Here is a 21,029-nt window from a genome sequence, read left to right as displayed (position 1 = left end):
GCTATATTGAAGCAATTTACCATCAAAAAACTTGCTTTTAGAAAGGCTTTTCGAGCAAATTTACCATTTTTCTATAGATAGTGGTAGATAACTTACCACACAATACGTGGTGGTAAAACATGGCCACATTTTGAAAATGCGTGTTGTGGTAAAATTTATGCGAAAAATGTTCCCCAAGGTGGTGAACGTTCGTGGCTAAAGTCATCGTTGTCACTTCAGGTAAAGGTGGTGTTGGTAAGACCACGGTGACGGCCAATCTTGGTTGCACCCTGGCGAAGTTTGGTGACAAAGTTTGTGTGATAGATGCAGACATAGGCCTCAAGAATCTTGATGTGGTGTTGGGCTTGGAGAACAGGGTTGTGCACACGTTGATCGATGTGGTGAATGGTAAGGTGAGCGCTCAGGAAGCTCTTGTGAAACACAAGCAGCAGCGAAATCTCTATCTTCTAGCAACGTCTCAGGTTGCAACCAAGGAAATGGTCTCACCAGAAGACATGAAAGCGGTAGTGAAAGCTTTGCATCCGTTGTTTGACTACATCATCATAGATTCTCCGGCGGGAATAGAGAGAGGTTTCAGAAACGCTGTCGCTCCAGCAGAACTTGCGTTGATAGTTACCACACCAGAACTCCCCGCGCTCTCCGATGCTGACAGGGTCGTCGGTCTACTCGAAAATTTAGGATTTGACGAGAAGTCTATGAAGGTTATATTGAACAGGTTCAAATCCAAGATGGTCAAAGCTGGAGAAATGCTCACCGAGCAAGATGTTGCAACCACACTGGCACTGGAAATAATCGGTGTGGTACCGGACTGTGAAGATGTGATAATCGCTACGAACAAGGGTATCCCAGTGGTATTGAATGGCGATTTGAATGTGACAAAAGTTTTTGAAAACATCGCTAGGCGTCTCAAGGGGGAAACTATACCGTTGGATCAAGATCTATCACAAGCGCAAGAAAAAGGCTTTTTGTCCTTCTTCAAGAATCTGTTTGGTAAGAAGAGGAGCTGATAGTGATGTGGTTCTTCGGCCTCTTCAGTAGAAAAAAGAAGCGGGAAAGGAGTAGAGACACAGCTTACAAAAGATTAGAAGCTATTCTTGAGCGTAGACGACCCGTTTCTGTCACTGAGATCATCCCAAAGACAGAGTTCGAGAAGAATTCTGAAAGGATAAAAGAGAAGATCGTAACTTGGGTGAGTGACACCTTCAAAGTTTCCCCCGAGCGGGTCAAAGTAGAGTTTGAGGAACACAACGGTTACATAGTCATAATCACCAATGTCACGTTCGAGTGAATCGTTGCTATGATGACCTTATCGCTTAGAACAAAGCAAAGGGTCGAGATGGTAGATATCACTGATCAAATTCAAAAGTTAATATCGGATTCAGGGTTGAAGAACGGTGTGTGTTTCATCTTTGTGCCTCACACGACGGCTGCGATAACCATAAACGAGGGGGCAGACAGTTCCGTTCGATTCGACATCATTGAGAAACTTTCTAGGTTGGTACCGGCAGATGGAAATTATCGCCATCTTGAAGGCAACGCTGATGCACACATAAAGGCAAGTTTGATTGGCTCTTCTGTGATGGTCCTAGTGAATGATGGAGAACTTGCCCTCGGTACTTGGCAGCGGATATTCTTTTGTGAGTTCGATGGACCGAGGGCAAGGCAAATTTTCGTTCAAACTTTAGAAACTAGATCCTGAACGAAGTAGACTTTCGGTCCAGGGATGCCGTTGAAGTTCGTGGCGTATTCTACGGTGTAAGCACCAGCATTGATGAAGTACAAAATGTCATCGAGTGTAACGTTATAAGGAAGCATTGCATCATCATAGATCTTGTCAACACTGTCACACGTTGGTCCAGCCAGAACGAAAGGTACCTTCTGTTCATCTTCCTTTCCTTCAACGACGATTTCATAACGGAAATTCTCGATAGTTTCCATCAGACCATGGAAGACACCCGCATCGATGTAAACCCACTCCTCACTACCACGCTGGCATCTCAACAAAACTTTCGTGACGAGAATGGCTGCGTCCCCAACCATTGAGCGGCCTGGTTCAGCGAAGATCTGCAGGTCTTTCACACCGTACAGATATTCGTTGATCGCTTGTTGTACGGTGATACCTATCTCTTCAACTGTCGGTATAGGCTTGATGTGCTTGACTGGGATGCCTCCACCGATGTCGAGCACGTTCAAGTTGATACCGTAAAGTTTTTCTGCCCAATAAAAGATGCGCGCCACACTTTCTATGGCATTCCACCAACTTTTTGGGTCATAGTTTTGTGAACCAACATGGAAACTCACACCGACCGGGTTGAGCCTGAGCCTGGATGCTTGCTCGATGAGTTGAACGGCAGTCATAGGATCGGCACCGAACTTTCTAGACAAGGGCCAGTCGCTGTGTCTGTTTTCAACGGCGACTCTTATAACGATCTGAGAACCTGGGGCGTTTTCGGCAATCTTTTCAAGTTCCATCGGAGAATCGGCCGCGAACAAATTCACACCTAGATCGTAGGCGTAAGCAATGTCTTTTTCACGCTTGATAGGGTTAGCAAAGATCATTCTGTCTGGCGTGATGTTGAGACTGGATAACTTGTTGATTTCACCGAGTGAAGCTACATCGAAATTGCTACCAAGATCTCTGAGTCTCTCAATGATCCTCGGATGACTGTTCGCTTTCACTGCATAGAAGATCTTGCAGCCTGGTATGGCTGCCGCGAGCCTTTTGTAGTTTTCTTCGACCAAATCTAGGTCAATCAGTAAGAAAGGCGTTTCAAGACTTTTCGCAGCTTTTTTGACAACCTCGTTCACCGTCATCTTTTCACCCTCACCCGTTGTGAAATCTTTTCACAAATGTACCCGAGAAGACGTTCATCTTCTTCATCAAAACAGTTCAACACGTGACTGTCGATGTCGATCTCACCGAAAACTTCCCCGTTCACGATTATCGGTACCACGATCTCTGACTGAACCTTTGGACTGCAGGAAAGATAGTTGGTTTCTTTCGAAACGTCTTGAACTACGAACACATCCTTTCGTTCTGCAGCTTGACCGCATATACCTTTTCCGAATGGGATCCTCACATGTTCTGTTGGTTCTCCAACGAACGGGCCTAAAACGAGTTCGTTTTTCTTCAAGCTGTCAGTCAGGTAAAATCCAACCCAATTGTAGTGTGGTACATCCTCGTACAAGACGCGACAAATCGTTTGCATGATCTTTTCGATATCATCATTTTCTTCAAAAGTTCTATCAATCTTTGTGTAGAGTTTTGCAAACAGTTCTTCCTTCGGAGCGTATTCACCGTACTTTTCACCTCTTTTGAAGCTCAACGCTGCCTGATAAGCCACATACGAAAGCTCATCCAAACATTTTTTGTTCCATAAACTCAACAGATCAATGAGTACAACCCATTCTCGCTTTCCTTTCACAACAACCCAGTCTTTGAGGCCGAGCAATCCCGTCAAAACGATAGTGAAATCTTCGTGATCGAGCTCGAACAATTCGTGCTTCGCTGTGATCAATTTTGAACAGTGATATTTCTGTTCATGCGAGATAGAATACCACAGTTGCATCAGTCTATCGACGTTTCTTCGTTCCATACTTTTTAAAATGGAAACGATCGATTGTTCAGAGACATTCAAGGTTTTTTCATATTCGTCTATGAGCGGTTCATGTTTCGCTCTGTAGATCTTCCAATAGCTTGGCCATTGATTCTTATCATAGTGAAGTATTTCGAAGAAATCATCCGCAATGTTTTGAACGACCTTCCTCACTAACCTTCCCTCCCGCAAGCATTGAGCAGATCTTGCAACGTCACACTCGTCAAAACTTCTTTTATACACCTTTGCAACTTGTTCCACACTACATTTTTTATCACACAACTTTCTCTGTCCTCACAGCCACAGAAATCCTGTTCACATTTTATGATCTTATTGACATCGTCGACGGCTGTAACTATGTCGTAAGCTGTGATCTGTGAGGCGCTTTTGGCCAGCTCGTAACCACCAGATCGGCCTCTCTTCGCCTTAACGATACCAGCTCTTCTCAATTGGAGCACGATCTTTTCAGCGAATTCTTTCGGTACATTCATATTTCTAGAAGCATCAGCGAGTGATACTAGTTTATTTCCACATCCTCCTATGGAAAGAAGGATTCTAAAAGCGTACTCACTCTTCACTGTGATACCCAACTCCATCACCTCAGCTTGCTCGCCACAAGGTAAACGTCAACTTCGGTGCGCATGTTCTGAAGGGCTTGATTAGGACTGTTCATGTATACGTCGATGATGTTACCTTTTATGAGTAAACCTGTGTCCTCGACTAAAAAGAGACCAAAGTTTGGTTTGTCAGCGAACTGCGGAATGTAGATGAGACTTCCTAAAGGAATCACCGAAGGATCCGCGGCTACGGTCCTCCATTCTCTTGGAACAGTTCCGAGTGTTGTGATTCTGAAGGTCGGATGTTCAGGCAACTTGCCATCGTCCCACTCAGAATAGAATGTGGCCTCGAACTTTCCAACGTACTTCAAAAGTATTCGGAGTGGGTCTCTAGGTTCTCCATCTATCCATATCTCGAAGTGAAATAGATCGTTCACTGTTCCTATGACTTGTCCTCTGCCGACCCAGCTGTTCGGTGTGATGTTGAGTGTTGAAAGGTTTCCATAGACAGCGAGTACACCGTTGCCGTGGTCTATACGCACATGGTAACGTCCTTTCTCATCCTGCAAAATGCTCACGATTCTACCGGGCAATATCGAGAACACTCGTGAACCCTTCTCCAAACTTATCGTTATACCAGTAGTGACACCACTACCTGTTGGACGACCAAAGGTTGACACAACGTCTTGCAAGTTCAAAGCTTTTTCGAGTGGGTAAGCAAACAGAGCGCTTCTGTCTTCGATGGGTATCTTTATTCTCTGGCCGGCCAACAATCTGTTGGGATCTTGTATGTTGTTCAATTCCATTATGAGTCTGAGTTTGTCTTGTCCCAGCCCATATGCTCGCATGATGCTCGAGAGAGTATCGTTGGGTTTCACCACGTACACTATGTAATCTTGATCGAGCTTTAGAAATCTTTCTCTGTCATATTCCTTCACCATACCACGGAGCATTTCGAGCTCCAAACTCAGTTGTCGAACCATTGCCGTCGTGTTGGCCACGTACTGCTGAAGGTCTGCAGGATTCGTGACAACGATTTGTTTTGAGGAGAATTCTTCGATTTTCCTCTCGATCTCGCGCTTCAAACTAACCTCAAGCTCCTGCAGTCTCGATCTAGTTTGGAAGAGCTCTCTTTCAATCGTTGATATGTTGATCAGTGTGGCTTGCGGAGTGAGTGATAGATTATCGAAGGCTCTCTCGAGCGCGTTCACTCTCGAGGATAACTCCAAAAGCTCACTGATTTGATTCGATATCGATGTGACACTGTTTTCAAGGCTTTTCAACCTTTTTGCTGTTTCCTCAGCGTTCACCTGTGATAAGAGTTCCTCAGTGCTCTTGATGAAACGTTCGTAAGCTATCTGCTGTTGTTTCTGAGCTGTTTCCAAATCTGAGATCTTGTATATGAGTTGTCTTATGTCAGAAACGTTCAGTGCCACGGACAGTTGGTTGAAACGCATCTCGAGCGATGTGATTCGAGCGAGGATCTGGTTTATGTCGTCTTGAGAGATGACTGGAATGTTTCTCTGTTCACTGATCAGCCTCTTTGCTGTCGACAGTTCCTCAGAAAACCTTTTGACATCAGCCTGTAAGTTTTCGATCGATCTTTGATTTGTGTAAACACTTTTTTCAAGCGCCGATAGTCTGTATTCGAAGTCGTCGAGTTTCCTGTTGATTTGTTCGAGCACGTTCCTATCGTAGTTCGTACACCCAAACAATCCAAACACGATCAAAAGGATGAGGAAACATTTCGACACTTTCATCTCTCAAATGATGCCTCCTGCCATTCCTGTCTGGCTCGCTTCAAATAGATCGAATCCTTTTTACCAAACCTTTCGAACAGTTCGGAGAACCATCTCATCATTTCCTTTTTGTTTCCCAAAAGCTTGTTTATTTCCCCAACATAAAATAATGCTACAATCTGCTGATCTTCATCCAAATCTTGCTCAGTGTAGCACTTCAAAAACAACCCCATCGCGTGATTCAGGGCCTTCCTTTCTTCTTCAAAAGAACCCGCGTCTCTGTACAACCAAGCCAGTTTCAAAAAAGACTCAGCTGCTCTGAATAATCTTCCTCTGGCTGTGTAAATGACAGCCGCGAGATTGTATTGCACTATGGCATCTCGAAGATTTTTGTGCTCACTGAGCTCGATCTTCAGATTTTGTCTCAACTTTTCACAAAGATTTCGTACAACTTGCAGATGGGAAGGAGATAATTCTTTAAAATCGTCTTCGAACGACGTGTACAAACAGTTGGGGCAGCTAACGAGCTGAAACATGAGTGCGTTGACACCATCATAGATAGGTTTGAGATCATGATCACGGTCTTTGACTTTCACTGCCTCACTGAAAAGTCTGATCGCATCGAATTGTTTCTCACACACTGGACAGAGGTAAGTTTTAAACCAAAACGTCCGCAGAGTTTTTTCCTCCAAATACCTGAAAGGATTATACACCCCAACCTTCATGATAGCAACGCCTCAATGAACTCTCTAGCATTGAAGCGTTTCAGATCTTCCACTTCTTCACCAACACCAACGAACTTGATGGGCAAGCCTAGCTCATGCTTTATGGCGAGGGCAATACCGCCTTTGGCAGTTCCATCGAGCTTGGTGATCACCAAGCCTGTAACATTCACTGCATCCTTGAACACTCTAGCTTGCACCAAACCGTTCTGACCCGTTGTGGCATCTATGACTAACAACGTTTCGTGCGGCGCGCCTTCTGCTAGTTTTCCAACAGTTCTGTGAATCTTTCTCAACTCCTCCATCAAGTTTTTCTTTGTATGAAGCCTACCTGCCGTATCGATGATCACGACATCCTTACCCTTTGATTTCGCGTGATTCACCGCATCATATGCGACCGCCGCGGGGTCTGCGCCTTCGTTGTGTGCTATAACTGTACAGCCGATTCTCTCGCCCCAGATCTTGAGTTGTTCTATGGCGGCAGCTCTAAAAGTATCTGCCGCGGCCATCACGACACTCTTACCCATAGCTTGAAACTGTGCTGCGAGTTTTGCCACAGTCGTTGTTTTACCTGAACCGTTTACACCCACGACACTTATGACACTTGGTGATCCATTCAAATTCAAATCGTTATTACCCTCAAGTAACTCTAGAAGAATGTTTCTTAAACTCGAGATTGGATCGTTCGACCTTTCTTGTCTGATCCTTTCTATGATCCACGATGCGGTTCGATGACCAACGTCCGCAGCTATGAGCAGTTCTTCGAGTTCTTGAAGTGTTTCCTCATCGATCCTGCCACTTTTCAACAACTGCTTGATACCATCGAAGAAGGCTTTCTTCGTTTTTTCTAGACCTTGTTTGAGTTTCTCAAAAAATCCCATGGTTCATCTACCCTCGTGCGGATTGTAAGAATCGAGTGCGGCGATGGTTTTCTCTAAAACTTTTGAAATGCTTGCCTCGACTTTGATATGAGTTTTTTCGCTTCTAAGCTTTAACTCAACGAAACCTTCTTGAAGTGATTTTCCAACTGTTATTCTCAATGGGAAACCTATCAAGTCTGCATCCTTGAACTTCATACCAGCGGATATTTCACGATCATCTATCAGAACTTCGATACCTCTATTACTCAGTTCTGCATATATTTGTTCAGCAAATTTCTTCTGTTGCGCATCGTTCGTTGAAACGATGGTCACAATCACTTCAAACGGCGCGATCGATCTTGGCCAAATGATACCGTCTTCATCGTTGAGCTGCTCGACCACGGCAGCCATCGTTCTGGAGACACCCCACCCGTAACAACCCATGATGAATGGTTTTAAATTACCGTCACGATCCATGAAGTAAGCTCCCATGGATTGTGAATACTTTGTACCCAGCTTGAAAACGTGCCCAAGTTCAATCCCTTTCATTGCTTCCAGAGGCTCACCGCAAATTGGACACGGATCGTTCTCCCTTGTGAGTAACAGATCGGTATAATGATCTGGCGTGAAGTCCCTCTCAACGTTAGCATTGATGTAATGGTAATCTTCCCTCATGCCTCCCACGACGGCGTTTTTCAGGTACTTTATCCCAAAATCTGCCACGATGGGTAACTTGATCCCAACAGGACCTATGAAACCGATGGGAACCCCGAATTTCTCGAGCACTTCGTCTGGACTCGCCATCCTCAAAGATTGATCTTTCATGAACACTTTGAGCTTTTCTACGTTCAATTCTCTATCGCCCTGCACCAAAGCCATGATGAAACCGTTTCTACCAACGAACAGGAGCGACTTGATGATCCTCTTGGGGTCGACAGAAAGAAAGTCCGCTACTTGTTGTACCGTTCTAACGTTGGGTGTGTGTACTAACTGCAAAGGTTTTTCTTCTTCGTTGATTTGCTCGTACTCGCCCTTGTATGGTGCTTGTTCATCGCTGGAAGAGTATCCACAGCTGTTGCATTTGAGCAAATTCGTTTCACCAACTTGAGCGAAACTCACGAACTCGTGAGATTGACTACCACCGATAGCACCACTCGCAGCTTCGATGATGATGTATTTAAACCCAATCCGTTCCGCAATTCTACTGTAAGCGTCACTGCAAGCTCTATAAGCTTCGTCTAAAGATTCTTCACTGTCGTGAAAGCTATAACCATCCTTCATGATGAACTCTCTTGCACGCAAAAGTCCGAACCTTGGTCTGATCTCGTCTCTATATTTTGGACCTATTTGATAAAGAAAGACGGGCAACTGTTTGTAGGAACGCACCTCATCCTTGACTAAAAACGTTATCATCTCCTCATGCGTTGGACCGAGCGCGAAGTCTCTGCCGTGTCTGTCCTTCAGTTTCATCATCTCATCGCCGTAGTCATCCCAACGTCCCGTCATTTGCCATAGCTCTGCGGGATGAATTATCGGCATAGAAAGCTCTTGAGCACCGATTTTGTCCATCTCTTCTCTTATGATTTTCTCTATTTTCGAAAGCGTTCTTTTAGCCAAAGGAAGATACGTGTAAACGCCCGCAGCAGCTTTCCTGATGAACCCCGCTCTGTGCAAAAGAGCGTGGCTAATGACCTCTGCGTCTGTGGGAGCTTCTTTGACCGTTGGAGCATAAAGTTGTGAAAACCTCACATCTTGCACCTCCGATTTTCTTTAAGCTCTTACAAATATTCTATCTTGGGTGTGGGGCTCCACGAACGTTTCAATCGATCACGATTCAGTTAAGACGAGTATGAATTGCCTATCGAACCCAAGATTACGAAAGTTCACACTCTGTGTAAAATAAACCTTGGGAGGAGGTGAGAGTGTGAGAAAACTGGTTTTCTTTTTAGCCGTAGTGCTGGTATGTGGTTTGCTGTTCTCACAACAAATCACTCTTAGAATGATTCAAGTGTTCACTAGTCCTTTGAGAACGAAGATACTCGAAGAGATCATCTCCAAATTTGAGGCGCAGAATCCCGGTGTAAAAATCGAGTTGATCTCTCCGCCGTACGAGACAGCTTATCAGAAGATCTACCTAATGGTGAGTGCGGAAGAGCCACTAGATATAGTAGAAGTGGGGGATTGGTCACTCAGTGCTCTAGCGAGCATGGGAAAACTCCTTTCTTTGGAGTCTTATCTTGCGAAATCTGATCTAGTGAAGTACTTCGTTCCAGGCGTTTTGGAAGCAGCAAGAACTTACAAAGGGACGGCTTATCTTTTGCCCAACGCTATATACGTCAAAACCCTCTTTTACAGACCCGATGTGATATCGAAATATGGTATAACGTCTCCTGCGAAAACAATGGACGAATTGTTGGAACACTGTCGAAGGTTGACCAAACCAGAGATAGGTCAGTTCGGTTTCACCTTCAGGGGAAAGGGTTATCCTACAGCGTTCATCGACATTGTGATGACCTCCTTCTTCGACAATATAGATCCTAACTGTATGTATTTGAAGAAAGATGGAAAGCTCATTTTCGAAGATCCCAGAGCACTGGAAGGGTTGAAGTTTTACATTGAACTTTACAAGACAGCGCCGAAAGATTCGATCAACTGGGGCTTCGATGAGCAGGTTAATGCTTTCGCTTCGGGCATCACTCCTTATCTCTTTCAAGACCCAGATACTGTAGGACTTCTGAACGAAATCATGAAACAAGGAACGTACAAGACAGCTCCGTTACCCATCGGTCGTGGAGGCAAAGCTTATCCGACGATTGGGTTTGCTGGTTGGGGTATCACCAGTTACTCCAAGTACAAAGACTTAGCGTGGAAATTCTTAGAATTCTTCAATTCTCCCGCGATCAATGCTTATTGGTGCAGAGAATACGGCGCACTTCCCGTAGATATGAGGGTCTATGAGCAAGATCCATTCTTCAAGAGTGAAACTTTCCATGGTTGGACCGCCATGTTTGAAGATGAGAAACACTACCAGTTCACGAAGTATCCCTTGGACAACGAAGCTTGGAGCGAGTGGAACGAACTTCACGAAACCACCATGCAACAGGTGTTGCTTGGCAAGATGAAACCTGAGGATGCGCTCAGAGTTTGGGCAGATTTCTGGAAGAAAGCGGGTTTGGTAAAGAAGTGAAGAAATCCAAGCTGAGGTTTTTGATGTTGTTACCCACATTCATCCTGATTTTATTCGTGAACCTCTACCCCCTCGCTCGCGGGGGGGTAATTTCATTCCAGCGACTCACAGTGTTCAATCTGAACAATCCAAGGTTCATCGGTTGGAGTAACTACAAAACGATAATAAGAGATCCAGATTTTCTGCGTATTCTGTGGAACACTTTCATTTGGATCACTCTCTCTGTGACGTTTCAGTTTCTCCTCGGACTCATCTTGGCATTACTCTTAGCAAAATCGTTTCCCGGGCGAGGCTTGTATATGGGTTTGGTGTTCTATCCGTGGGCATTGTCTGGTTTCGCCATAGGTTTGCTGTGGTCTTGGCTTTTAAATGGTCAGTTTGGTATCGTGAACGACATACTCATCAGACTTGGAATTTTAAAATTTCCTGTAGGTTTCCTCTCTGATGAAAGGTTCGCGATGTTTTCGGTGATCTTAGTGAATGTTTGGTACGGTATACCTTTTTTTGCCATCATGCTTTTGGCAGCGATTCAATCTATCCCTCGTGAACTCTATGAAGCTGCGGAGATCGATGGAGCAGGCTTTTGGAGGAGACTGTTTTCGATCACCCTTCCTTACATACGTCCGACTATCTACAATACGATCTTGTTGAGAACCATATGGGTTATGAACTTTCCAGATATCATTTATGGCATGACGCGTGGAGGACCTGCGGGTACAACGAACATTCTGGCCGTTCACATGATAAACGTGGTCTACTACAGGAACAATTTTGGTCTTGCTTCCGCACTGGGTATGATCATCGCATCGATTATGACTGTTTTTGCCGTGATTTACCTTGCACTTCTCGAACGGGGTGAATTTGAACTGTGAGGAAGAGGAGAATATTCAGTGTCTTGAGGATCATCGGTTTGACTGTGTTTTTGATCATTGCGATCTTTCCCTTGATTTGGATATTTCTCACTTCGATAAAACCATCGATTGAAGTTTACACTTTTCCAGTGAAGTATTTTCCTTCGAAACCGACTCTAGAAGCGTACAGATATCTCTTCAGCTTCGCAAAATTCAACATGTATTTCAAAAATTCGTTCTTGGTAGCGACCACTTCAGCGGCCTTTTCAACACTTTTTTCATTGATGGCTGGTTACATCTTGACGCGTGAAAAATTCAGGCTGAGAGCTTTTCTGATTTTATTGCTCTTCTTCGTGCAGATGCTACCGACTTATTTGATCATGATACCTCAATTCACAATGTTCTCCAAATTGAAGTTGACTAACACACTCACCTCGGTCATCATCATTTACACGAGTTTTGGCTCAGCTTTTGGCACAATCATGGCCAGAGCGTTTCTGAAAAATCTGCCAAGAACGATCGAGGAAGCCGCGTTAATAGATGGTTGCAACAGATTTCAAGTACTTTTCAAGGTGATCGTTCCTTTACTTCTTCCAGGTGTTGGCTCGATCTTCAGTTTTTGTTTCGTCAACAGCTGGAACGAGGTTTTCACCGCCGTACTTTTTTTACACACTGACCGCAAGATGACGGTACCCGTAGCGCTGTACTCTTTCGTATCGAAGGCTGGCATCCAATGGAACGTGATGGCTGCAGGTATAGTTGTAGCTTTGTTACCCACCATCTTGGTTTTCTCCTTGGCACAAAAGTACATAGTTGAGGGTTTGACTCAAGGTTCTTTGAAGGCTTGAAACTGCTATCATATCAGTAAGCAAGACGAACGATTGGAGGTGTGGTTGGTGAAACTCCTCTTCAAAAACGCTACGGTCATCCCCATAACGTCGAAACCCTTCGTTGGGGATGTGCTCGTCGAGGATGGGAAGATCAAGAAAGTTGGTCAGATCAGATCATCTCGTTCTTTTGAAACGATCGACCTCACTGGTAAGTTTTTATTGCCTGGGTTCATCGATGCGCATGCCCACATTGGCCTTTATCCTGAAGGCCTCGGTCCAACTGAAAGTGAGGGCAACGAAATGACGGACCCTGTGACTGCGCATCTTCAAGCGATCGACGCTTTTTACCCAGAGGATGAATCGATCAAAAAGGCACTCTCTGGCGGTGTTACGACGGCTTTCATCGTGATGGGGAGTGCAAATCCCGTTGGAGGTCTTGGCTTTGTTGCCAAGTTCAGGGGGAAAACGGCTCTTGAGATGTGTTTAATCAATCCTGCCGGTGTAAAGATGGCGCTCGGCGAGAACCCAAAACGGGTTTATTCTGAGAAAAAGACTATGCCGACCACCAGGATGGGTACGGCGGCGATCATCAGATCTTTCCTGCTCAAGTCGGAAGACTATATGAAGAAGAAAGAGCAAGGGTTGAAGGAGGGAAAGCAGTTTTTTGAGAGAGATCCGAAGTACGAAGTGGGCGAGAAACTACTCAAGCGCGAGTTACCAGCCAGGATACATGCACACCGTGTGGATGACATCGTCACAGCAGTTCGTATCGCAGAAGAATTCAATCTGAAAATCGTATTGGAACACTGCACCGAAGGGTATAAACTGGCTGATTTTCTTGCTAGCAAGAGAATCCCCGTGGTTGCCGGCCCACTCATGACTTTCGCAACCAAGTTGGAACTGCGGTATATGAGTATGGAGGCACTCAAGATACTCACCCAAAAGAATGTCCTCGTAGCACTCATGTGCGACCATCCGGTGATACCTTTGGAGTTTGCTTCTGTGCAAGCAGCGGTTGCGATGCGTTATGGTGTAAAGGAAGAAGAGCTTTTGAAAATGCTCACGATAAACCCAGCGAAGATTTTGGGACTTGAAGACAGACTAGGCTCGATCGAAATTGGTAAAGATGCAGATCTTGTGGTGTGGTCTGGGCATCCTTTCGATATGAAATCTACCGTCGAACAGGTTTACATCGACGGTGAGCTTGTCTACAGCAAATGAAAAGAAAAGGGCGGTTCAACCGCCCTTCTTCACTGCATCGATCACAACGTTCAACAGTTTCAAACTTATATCATGATTTGGTAGCGAAACGATCAAGGTTTGGTTTCTGACACCCACAGTCGGTGATGTGAGCAGACATTCTGGACAACTCTCTGCGATCAACTGACACAGATACTTTTCTAGAGTGTAAATCCTACCGTCGACGATCCTCTCTACTGCAATGCTTGAAATAGCCCTCGTTTTGATATCGACCCCTCCCAAGACGATCACCAGCTCAACATTGCCTTGGGCATGCTCGAAGAGCAGTTCAGTCAACTTATCCACGTTAGCTTCGGTTTCTAAATAGCGTGTATCAAAAAACTGTTCTTCGAGTTGAGTTCGAACTTTCTCTTTGAAATTCGAGGGACTTTCAACGAAAATGCAAACTATCACGTTTTATCCCTCACTTCCATGGATCATATTCTCCAGAGAGGAATTTGTCGATCCACTCCGCCGCTCTCTTACCTGCTCCCATGGCTTCAATGACCGTCGCCGCACCCGTAACTATGTCTCCACCTGCGAAGACTTTCTTCATACTCGTGGCACAGGTGCTTTCATCCACAACGATGTAACCATATTTGTTGAGCTTCAATCCGTTGAACTGACTCAAAAGGAACCTGTTCGCTTCCGTTCCAATGGCTTCTATGACTGTGTCCGCCTCAAGGATGAATCTGCTGTCTTCTATGGGTATTGGCCGTCTTCTTCCAGATTCGTCTGGTTCACCAAGCATCATCGAAATGCATTCGACACCGACAACTTCGCCTTTCTCATTTCCAACGTATTTTATAGGCTGGGTGAGCCAATAAAAACGTATTCCCTCTTCCACTGCGTGGAGGTACTCTTCACGTCGCGCAGGCATTTCTTGTTCAGTTCTTCTGTAAACCACTGTTACACTTTCTGCGCCGAGTCTTAAAGCGCTTCGAGCAGCATCCATTGCCACGTTTCCACCACCAACAACGATGACTTTCTTACCTTTCCGTACGGGTGTATCATACTCTGGAAAGAGGTAAGCTTTCATCAGATTCACGCGTGTGAGAAATTCGTTCGCTGAGTATACACCGTTGAGGTTTGTTCCGTCTATACCCATGAACTTCGGTGTACCAGCTCCCACTCCTATGAAAATGGCGTGGTATTCTTGCAAGAGATCTTTCACAGGTACTGCTTTTCCAACCGGCATATTGAGGAATATTCGAACCGAGAGAGATCTGATATAGTTGACTTCCCTCTCTACAATACTTTTCGGAAGTCTGAACTCCGGTATTCCATAAACCAAGACTCCGCCTGGTTTGTGAAGAGTCTCAAAAATGTGAACTTCGTAGCCCCTTTTGGCCAGGTCGGCAGCGGCAGTGAGCCCTGCTGGTCCTGAACCAACAACGGCAACTCTTTTGTGCTTGGCTGGGGCTACATCGATTTTCGATTCAACGTAGTGTTCTGCTTCCCAGTCTGCGGCGAATCTTTCAAGTCTACCTATAGCAACTGGTTCTGAATTAGGTATCTTCCCAACCACACATTTAGCTTCGCATTGAGTCTCCTGGGGACAGACTCTGCCGCATATCGCTGGAAGATTGTTGTACATTTTCAAAATCCTTGCTGCCTCAGCAAAGTTTCTTTCCTTTATTTTCCTTATGAATTTTGGTATGTCTATCTCCACGGGACAACCGCTCACGCAAGGTTTAGTAGGACACTGTAGACATCTGTTGGCCTCAGCCACAGCTTCTTCTTCGTTGTAACCGTAAGGAACTTCGAAAAAGTTCCCGATCCTTTCTTTTGGGTGTTGTTCCCTCATGGGTGTTTTCCTAGGCGAGGGCTTCACAGCCATGAAAGATCACCCACTCTTTCCGCAAAGAGCTTGAAACTTTCTTCCTCTTCTTTTTTATATTGGGCCAGTCTTTTCAATAGCTCATCCCAATCGACACGACTTCCTTCGAATTCTGGACCGTCCACACAAGCAAATTTGATCTTGCCATCGACTGTTACTCTACATGCTCCACACATCCCTGTTCCATCAACCATGATGGGATTGAGCGAAACCCAAATTTTTACACCGTACTCTTTAGCTTTCAAGCAACAAAATTTCATCATGATCGTTGGTCCGACTGCCCATGAAACGTCTATTTTTACTTTTTCAAAGAACAGCTGCATACCGTCTGTAACAACACCTTTTATTCCAAAGGATCCATCATCCGTAGTAACGATCAGTTCATCTGCAAGTTTTGAAAATTCTTCGAGCATGATCACGTACTCTTTACTTCGTCCACCAAGCACAACATAAAGCTTGTTTCCACGCTCTTTCAGAGCTTCCGCGATGGGTAAAAGTGTGGCGATGCCAACACCCCCACCCACGAGCATCACATTCCCATAGAGATCTATTTCACTCGGCCTCCCAAGTGGTCCGACCACGTCCATGATCTGGTCACCCTCTTTGGCCAGACACAGTTCGTACGTGCTCTTACCCACGGCCCTGACTACAGCTCGAAAGCAGTCTCCTTCTTTACCGGCGATAGTTATAGGGATACGTTCGGCTTTTTCATGCAGTTTCAGTATGACGAATTGACCTGGTTGTGAATATTTAACTATTTGAGGGCTTTCAATGAGAAATTCGTACACACCAGAGGCAAGTTTACGTTTTCTTCTTATCACATTCATGTTCTCACCTCTTATTAAATGGCTTTTATGTTGTGTTTCATAATAACGTAACAAGTTTGGTTTAGCATCGAACTTGGATAGCCCCCCTATCCCCCCTTGGATGGAACCAAGAAATGGCGGAGGGTCTGCTCCCCGCAGGCCCTCCGTCTATTTTGGAATATAAAGGGAAAAATCTTTTTCGAGGTTTTCAACTTTTGCGTCTTTCCATATGACGACTTTGGTGGGATGTTTCGTGGTTCCAACACCGTAGATGAGAAAGTAAACGGTACCAGGTTTTCCTATCGTGATGGAGCAATCGCGAGGGACTTTCACTGAATATTGAGTTTGTATGGTGGGTTCTTTGAAATAGTAAAATCTATAAGGTGCCAAACCTGGTTTCAGTTCTCTCGAGAAGTAAACCTCGTTACCTTTTCTGAAAGTGACCCACACGTTTTCTTGTCCTATCACAAAGAGCCTTATGTAACCAGTAGTTGGATCGTCAGTGAGTTCTTCCAAGATTCGTTCAAGATCGGTGGACATGCTGGATAAATAATTCGCTGAAGTTATCAATTTTTCGATGCCTGTCCCTGGTTTCAACAGTTCTTCCAATTTCAAAACACGGTTTGCCAACGAATCTATCTTCTGTGTTAAGCTAATGATCAATTTTTCGTTATTTTTTTTCTGACTGAGATAGTAGAAAAAAGAAACTATGGAAAGCACAAATCCGCACACAAATACGCTGATCACTAAAAACACCAAGAAATTGGCAAGAAATTCTCCTCTTTTCCTACCTATACTCCCCGTTGAAACCTGCTGGCGGGCCAAGGTTCATACCTCCTTTTCATTTTAGCTTAACAATTCTACGCCACCTTTCGCCACCGCTATGGATTTCATAACCAAACCTACAAGTACAGAAAGAAACAGTGTTGCTGAACCTCCGTAGCTCACGAACGGAAGAGGTAAACCCGTGATGGGAGCTATTCCCATGCACATGCCAATGTTTATGAAAACTTGCAGAGAGAAAGTTGCAAGTACGCCAACACACAGAAGTCTCCAGAACTCATCTTTTGCGACTTTGACAGCTTTTTCTATTCTCCAACAGAGTAAAAAGTAAAGCGCAACCAAAGTCACACTTCCGAGAAAACCGAATTCTTCTCCTATCACTGAGAATATAAAATCTGTATGGTTCTTTGGTACAAACTTTAACCTTGTAGCGGGACCTTTCAAAAAGCCGCGACCAAAAAGACCTCCCGATCCCACGGTGTGGATCGATTGAAGCATGTTATACGCACTTCCTTGTGCATATTTACCAGGGTTGAGAAACGATACCAATCTTTCTCTTTGATAGTCCCTTAAACCGAAGAAGAACAACAGCACCGTCATCACGAGCGTCAGAATCATTAATTTGATCAGGTTTTTAGATCTCGCTTGACTTGCAATGGCCGTGAAGAACCAAACTCCAAACAAGAGTAATGCAGTGCCAAGATCTGGTTCGATCGCTATTAGTCCAACACACACCATAGTGAGCAAGAAAGAAGTGTAGAGATTCTTTTTCGTTGGTTCAGAGAGTAAAGTCGCGTTGAACACCAAAAGTGCAAATCTTGCAAACTCTGAGGGCTGGAAGTACCCCAGCCTAAGGTTGAACCAGCGCCGAGCGCCCCCCGAAACGGTGCCATAAAACAGCACAAGTATCAAAAGAAAGACCGAAACAAAATAGAGCGCTTTTCCCGCAATTTTCAAATAGCGCTCTCGCACAAATAGCATGGAGAACATGGTACATATACTGATGCCATCCCAAATCAGCTGTTTTCGAACGAAACTGGGATTGCTCTCTCTCGTGGCACTGTACAGCACGAGAGAACCGATGATCATGAGACACACAACCAGTATGGGAAGTATCAACTCAAATCGCTTGTTTTCCCAAGGCATCTTTTAACCTCTCTCTCATTCTGCAGAAACTACAAACTTCTTCGGTCGTTGGATAACCACAGACTTTGCATTCACTGAGTTCAACCTCGGTTTTCGAATTCCACACTTTCATTGCACCAGAATAAAATCTTTGTTTAGTGCCTGGCTGAACCAATTCTATTTCGTTCAGAACTTTTTTGTAAAGGAGTGAACTCGCACCCTTGGAAAAAGGACAACTTTCTCCAGAGAACGGTAGTTCATTCAGCAAAGCATATGCGTAAGTTTCTTTCTCGGTCAAAAGCACCAATGGTTTGACTTTCTTTACGAATTTGTCGTGAGTTTTTAAAAGTGTGGGAGATTGTCTCGTCAGATAACCGATCTGCCAATTAAGCACGTTTCCCAAAAGGAAAGAAACTTCGTCGTCAAGATTATGTCCAGTTGCAATCACATCGTAATTGTTCTCTACAGCGAACTTGTTCATCAGATACCTTCTGACATTACCACAAACAGAGCACGTTGGTTTCTTCAAAAATTTCGCTATTTTTGGTATATCCAATCCAAAAAGATCCGCACGCGCATCGTAGATGAACAGTTTACTGTTGAATTTTTTACCCATCTCTTGTAACTCTTCGAGTTTTGGTTTGCCCATACCGATGTCCAAAAAGACGGCGTCACACGCATATCCGAGTTTGATCAAAGCGTGCCATAAAGATACACTATCTTTTCCACCAGAAAGAGCAACGACTATTCTATCGTTCTCCTCCACCATCGAATAGGTTTTTATCGCCTTCTGCACCCTATTCAGAAAATACTCGTTAAAGTGTCCCTCACAATAAGCTACGTTATGTTGGGGTAAATCTATAATTGCTGTTTGTGAGCATTTTGTGCACTTCATTCATATTTCCTCCCTCACAGCAAGATTTTACAATATCGAGTTTCTCGAACCGCATGGACGAATTTGTGCTTTATTTCACATACTTGTCTCTCAAGTTTTCCATCGGTTTCATGGTTAATTCACAAGATATCTTATAAAATAAAATCGTGAAAAATATAACGATAAATATTTCACGATATGGGGTGATCGAATGCTTGTCAAAGTTTGTATGGGAAGCTCATGCCACTTGAAAGGTTCTTATAAGATCGTCGAAGAACTACAGAAGCTGAAAAATTCGGGTTTAAATATAGAAATCTTCGGTTCTCTATGCTTCGGTAGATGTTCAGAGGGTGTCTGTGTTGAGATAGACGGTCAAATTTATACAAACGTGGATATTGATAAACTGGGAAAACTCTTAGGAGTGAAACCATGTCATTGATTCTTTCGAACGAAGCGGACTGTTTGTATTGTTATAAATGTTTAAGGAACTGTCCGGTGAAATCCATATCTTTCTGCTCCGGTGAAACACGTGTGATTGAGGAAGAATGCATTCACTGTGCGAGATGTGTTTCCGTTTGTCCCCAGGGAGCGAAAAGATATGTCCAGCATGTGGAACAGTTCAGGAAGCTCATGCACACCACCCCGTTCCTCGTTTCTTTAGCCCCTTCGTTCTTTGCACACTATGATGAACCTTACCGCGTTATCTCCTTGTTGAAATCTTGGGGTGCAATGATTGTTCAAGAAACCGCGTTTGGAGCGGAGATTGTATCAAAGAAATATATGGATTTGTTCAACCGAAGGGAAGCACTGATCACCACAGCATGTCCCGTTGTGGTAGAACTTGCAGAAAAGCATTATCCATCGGTACTTCCATATCTTGCTCACGTTGATTCCCCAATATCAGCACACGCGAAGTTCCTTAAGAAATTTTACGGTGATCTTCCTGTTGTCTTCTTGGGACCATGTGTGGCAAAGAAAACTGAGGAAAACGTGAATGTGGTTCTGACTTTTGAGGAACTCGATAACATCATGCGAGAAGAACAAATAGATTTGTCCCTCTTCGATGAGCAATTGCCATCACCGCCATATCCCTACCGAGCGAGAATGTATCCAACATCTGGAGGTATTAACTATACAGTACATGGAGACTTCGAAACTCACATCGTTGTTGAAGGTGTTGAATATCTGATCGATCTTTTTGAGAATTTCGATCCCACTCAAGGGAAGATTTTCATAGAGGCATCTGCTTGTCATGGAGGTTGCATCAACGGTCCTGCCATAAGGAAAGACCTGAGTCTGGCTGAAAAGCGATCTCGTATGGCTCGTCACATGCAAAAGATGTTGTGTTTTGATGGTGAACCATTCCACGCAGACATGAACATCGAAAGGAGTTTCTCGGTAAAACGTCACCCAGTTCAAGTAGACGAGACGAAAATTGAAGAGATTTTGAAGGAAATGGGTAAGGAAGATGAAAGAAAAAGGTTGAACTGCGGGGCATGTGGTTATGACAGTTGCAGAGATAAAGCTGTAGCAGTGTTGCTGGGTAGAGCAGAGAAAGAAATGTGTGTCACTTACTTGGTAGACAAGCTCAAATCAGCGACTCACAGAGTCGTTGAGGAATCGCCCAATGCGATCTTCATGGTCAAGGAAGGTTCGATCGTGTACCGCAACAAAACAGCTTCCACGTTGTTCAGAAATGACTCTGAAGAGAAATTCATTGACGAGCTGAAGCAGGCTTTTCTGAAAGGCCAACCCGTTCAAATAGGATCAAACCTTTATTATGTGAAATTTTTCGTCCTGCCGGAGGAAAAGGCAGACGTTTTTCTACTTGTAGACATCACTAAAGAGAGGCAACAAGAGGAAACTTTGAAGCGCATCAAAAGAGAAACCCTCTACAAGGTGGAAGAAATGCTTTCAAAGCAGATGAGAGTTGTTCAAGAAGTAGCAGGCTTGCTGGGAGAGACTGTAGCAGAGATAAAGAGCAGCTTTTTCGAGCTGAGAAGGTCTTTGGAGGAATGAA

The 21,029-nt window shown here is 44.4% G+C and carries 22 protein-coding genes; 9 read left to right on the top strand and 13 right to left on the bottom strand.

The window, feature by feature from the left end; translation table 11 throughout:
* Positions 1–191: 191 nt before the first annotated feature.
* From minD to NZ875_06205, 3 genes are read left to right on the top strand one after another with little or no spacing between them, the layout of a single operon-like run.
* Positions 192–1,007, top strand: a complete 816-nt coding sequence (minD, locus tag NZ875_06215; protein ID MCS7175331.1) for a septum site-determining protein MinD — start codon at positions 192–194, stop codon at positions 1,005–1,007.
* 5 nt (positions 1,008–1,012) lie between these two features.
* On the top strand, positions 1,013–1,288 hold the full coding sequence (locus NZ875_06210; GenBank protein MCS7175330.1) for a hypothetical protein: 276 nt from the start codon (positions 1,013–1,015) through the stop codon (positions 1,286–1,288).
* Between the two features lie 48 nt (positions 1,289–1,336).
* The gene (locus NZ875_06205; protein ID MCS7175329.1) at positions 1,337–1,699 is read left to right on the top strand and encodes a secondary thiamine-phosphate synthase enzyme YjbQ; all 363 of its coding nucleotides are present in this window, start codon (positions 1,337–1,339) and stop codon (positions 1,697–1,699) included.
* Here the strand turns inward: NZ875_06205 and NZ875_06200 are convergent.
* From NZ875_06200 to NZ875_06170, 7 genes are read right to left on the bottom strand one after another with little or no spacing between them, the layout of a single operon-like run.
* Positions 1,675–2,814, bottom strand: a complete 1,140-nt coding sequence (locus NZ875_06200) for a type III PLP-dependent enzyme (GenBank protein ID MCS7175328.1) — start codon at positions 2,812–2,814, stop codon at positions 1,675–1,677. The two genes, NZ875_06205 and NZ875_06200, sit on opposite strands and share 25 nt — an antisense overlap.
* Positions 2,811–3,770, bottom strand: a complete 960-nt coding sequence (locus NZ875_06195) for a GAF domain-containing protein (GenBank protein MCS7175327.1) — start codon at positions 3,768–3,770, stop codon at positions 2,811–2,813. The genes NZ875_06200 and NZ875_06195 overlap by 4 nt, the downstream gene beginning before the upstream one ends.
* Positions 3,770–4,192, bottom strand: coding sequence for an Rrf2 family transcriptional regulator (locus NZ875_06190; GenBank protein MCS7175326.1), 423 nt, complete (start codon positions 4,190–4,192; stop codon positions 3,770–3,772). The genes NZ875_06195 and NZ875_06190 overlap by 1 nt, the downstream gene beginning before the upstream one ends.
* Positions 4,192–5,913 carry a 3D domain-containing protein gene (locus tag NZ875_06185; protein ID MCS7175325.1) on the bottom strand — a complete coding sequence of 574 codons (1,722 nt, stop codon included), beginning with the start codon at positions 5,911–5,913 and terminating at the stop codon, positions 4,192–4,194. Before NZ875_06185 ends, NZ875_06190 begins: the two co-directional genes overlap by 1 nt.
* Positions 5,910–6,617, bottom strand: coding sequence for a DUF2225 domain-containing protein (locus NZ875_06180; protein MCS7175324.1), 708 nt, complete (start codon positions 6,615–6,617; stop codon positions 5,910–5,912). Before NZ875_06180 ends, NZ875_06185 begins: the two co-directional genes overlap by 4 nt.
* Positions 6,614–7,495 carry a signal recognition particle-docking protein FtsY gene (gene ftsY, locus NZ875_06175; protein MCS7175323.1) on the bottom strand — a complete coding sequence of 294 codons (882 nt, stop codon included), beginning with the start codon at positions 7,493–7,495 and terminating at the stop codon, positions 6,614–6,616. Before ftsY ends, NZ875_06180 begins: the two co-directional genes overlap by 4 nt.
* 3 nt (positions 7,496–7,498) lie before the next feature.
* Entirely contained in the window at positions 7,499–9,223 is a 1,725-nt protein-coding gene (locus NZ875_06170) for a proline--tRNA ligase (GenBank protein MCS7175322.1), read from the bottom strand.
* A gap of 175 nt (positions 9,224–9,398) precedes the next feature.
* On the opposite strand from NZ875_06170, the gene NZ875_06165 reads away from it, so the two are divergent.
* From NZ875_06165 to NZ875_06150, 4 genes are read left to right on the top strand one after another with little or no spacing between them, the layout of a single operon-like run.
* A complete protein-coding gene (locus tag NZ875_06165) occupies positions 9,399–10,661 on the top strand; it encodes a sugar ABC transporter substrate-binding protein (protein MCS7175321.1) in 1,263 nt (420 codons plus the stop codon).
* The gene (locus tag NZ875_06160; protein ID MCS7175320.1) at positions 10,658–11,533 is read left to right on the top strand and encodes a sugar ABC transporter permease; all 876 of its coding nucleotides are present in this window, start codon (positions 10,658–10,660) and stop codon (positions 11,531–11,533) included. Before NZ875_06165 ends, NZ875_06160 begins: the two co-directional genes overlap by 4 nt.
* Entirely contained in the window at positions 11,530–12,360 is an 831-nt protein-coding gene (locus NZ875_06155; protein ID MCS7175319.1) for a carbohydrate ABC transporter permease, read from the top strand. Before NZ875_06160 ends, NZ875_06155 begins: the two co-directional genes overlap by 4 nt.
* 48 nt (positions 12,361–12,408) lie before the next feature.
* Positions 12,409–13,563 carry an amidohydrolase gene (locus tag NZ875_06150; protein ID MCS7175318.1) on the top strand — a complete coding sequence of 385 codons (1,155 nt, stop codon included), beginning with the start codon at positions 12,409–12,411 and terminating at the stop codon, positions 13,561–13,563.
* Between the two features lie 15 nt (positions 13,564–13,578).
* Here NZ875_06150 and NZ875_06145 read toward each other — a convergent pair whose 3' ends face one another.
* The 6 genes from NZ875_06145 to NZ875_06120 all read right to left on the bottom strand — a co-directional run bounded on the left by NZ875_06145 (position 13,579) and on the right by NZ875_06120 (position 18,931).
* Positions 13,579–13,995, bottom strand: coding sequence for a hypothetical protein (locus NZ875_06145; GenBank protein ID MCS7175317.1), 417 nt, complete (start codon positions 13,993–13,995; stop codon positions 13,579–13,581).
* Between the two features lie 10 nt (positions 13,996–14,005).
* Positions 14,006–15,421 carry an NADPH-dependent glutamate synthase gene (gltA, locus tag NZ875_06140; protein MCS7175316.1) on the bottom strand — a complete coding sequence of 472 codons (1,416 nt, stop codon included), beginning with the start codon at positions 15,419–15,421 and terminating at the stop codon, positions 14,006–14,008.
* Positions 15,412–16,248, bottom strand: a complete 837-nt coding sequence (locus tag NZ875_06135; protein ID MCS7175315.1) for a sulfide/dihydroorotate dehydrogenase-like FAD/NAD-binding protein — start codon at positions 16,246–16,248, stop codon at positions 15,412–15,414. The genes gltA and NZ875_06135 overlap by 10 nt, the downstream gene beginning before the upstream one ends.
* A 147-nt stretch (positions 16,249–16,395) precedes the next feature.
* Positions 16,396–17,052, bottom strand: a complete 657-nt coding sequence (locus NZ875_06130; GenBank protein ID MCS7175314.1) for a hypothetical protein — start codon at positions 17,050–17,052, stop codon at positions 16,396–16,398.
* 21 nt (positions 17,053–17,073) lie between these two features.
* Complete coding sequence (rodA, locus tag NZ875_06125; protein MCS7175313.1) at positions 17,074–18,156, bottom strand: rod shape-determining protein RodA; 1,083 nt, start codon at positions 18,154–18,156, stop codon at positions 17,074–17,076.
* Positions 18,131–18,931, bottom strand: a complete 801-nt coding sequence (locus NZ875_06120; protein ID MCS7175312.1) for an adenine nucleotide alpha hydrolase family protein — start codon at positions 18,929–18,931, stop codon at positions 18,131–18,133. The genes rodA and NZ875_06120 overlap by 26 nt, the downstream gene beginning before the upstream one ends.
* A gap of 289 nt (positions 18,932–19,220) precedes the next feature.
* Here NZ875_06120 and NZ875_06115 point away from each other — a divergent pair, with 289 nt between their 5' ends.
* Entirely contained in the window at positions 19,221–19,448 is a 228-nt protein-coding gene (locus tag NZ875_06115) for an NAD(P)H-dependent oxidoreductase subunit E (protein MCS7175311.1), read from the top strand.
* The gene (locus tag NZ875_06110) at positions 19,439–21,028 is read left to right on the top strand and encodes a 4Fe-4S binding protein (protein MCS7175310.1); all 1,590 of its coding nucleotides are present in this window, start codon (positions 19,439–19,441) and stop codon (positions 21,026–21,028) included. Before NZ875_06115 ends, NZ875_06110 begins: the two co-directional genes overlap by 10 nt.
* Position 21,029: the final 1 nt, after the last annotated feature.

The sequence above is a fragment of the Pseudothermotoga sp. genome (genome assembly GCA_025060105.1).
Taxonomy (GTDB): Bacteria; Thermotogota; Thermotogae; order Thermotogales; family DSM-5069; genus Pseudothermotoga_A.
Note: the sequence above shows the minus strand (reverse complement) of the source record. Positions and strands in the feature narration are given on the sequence as shown.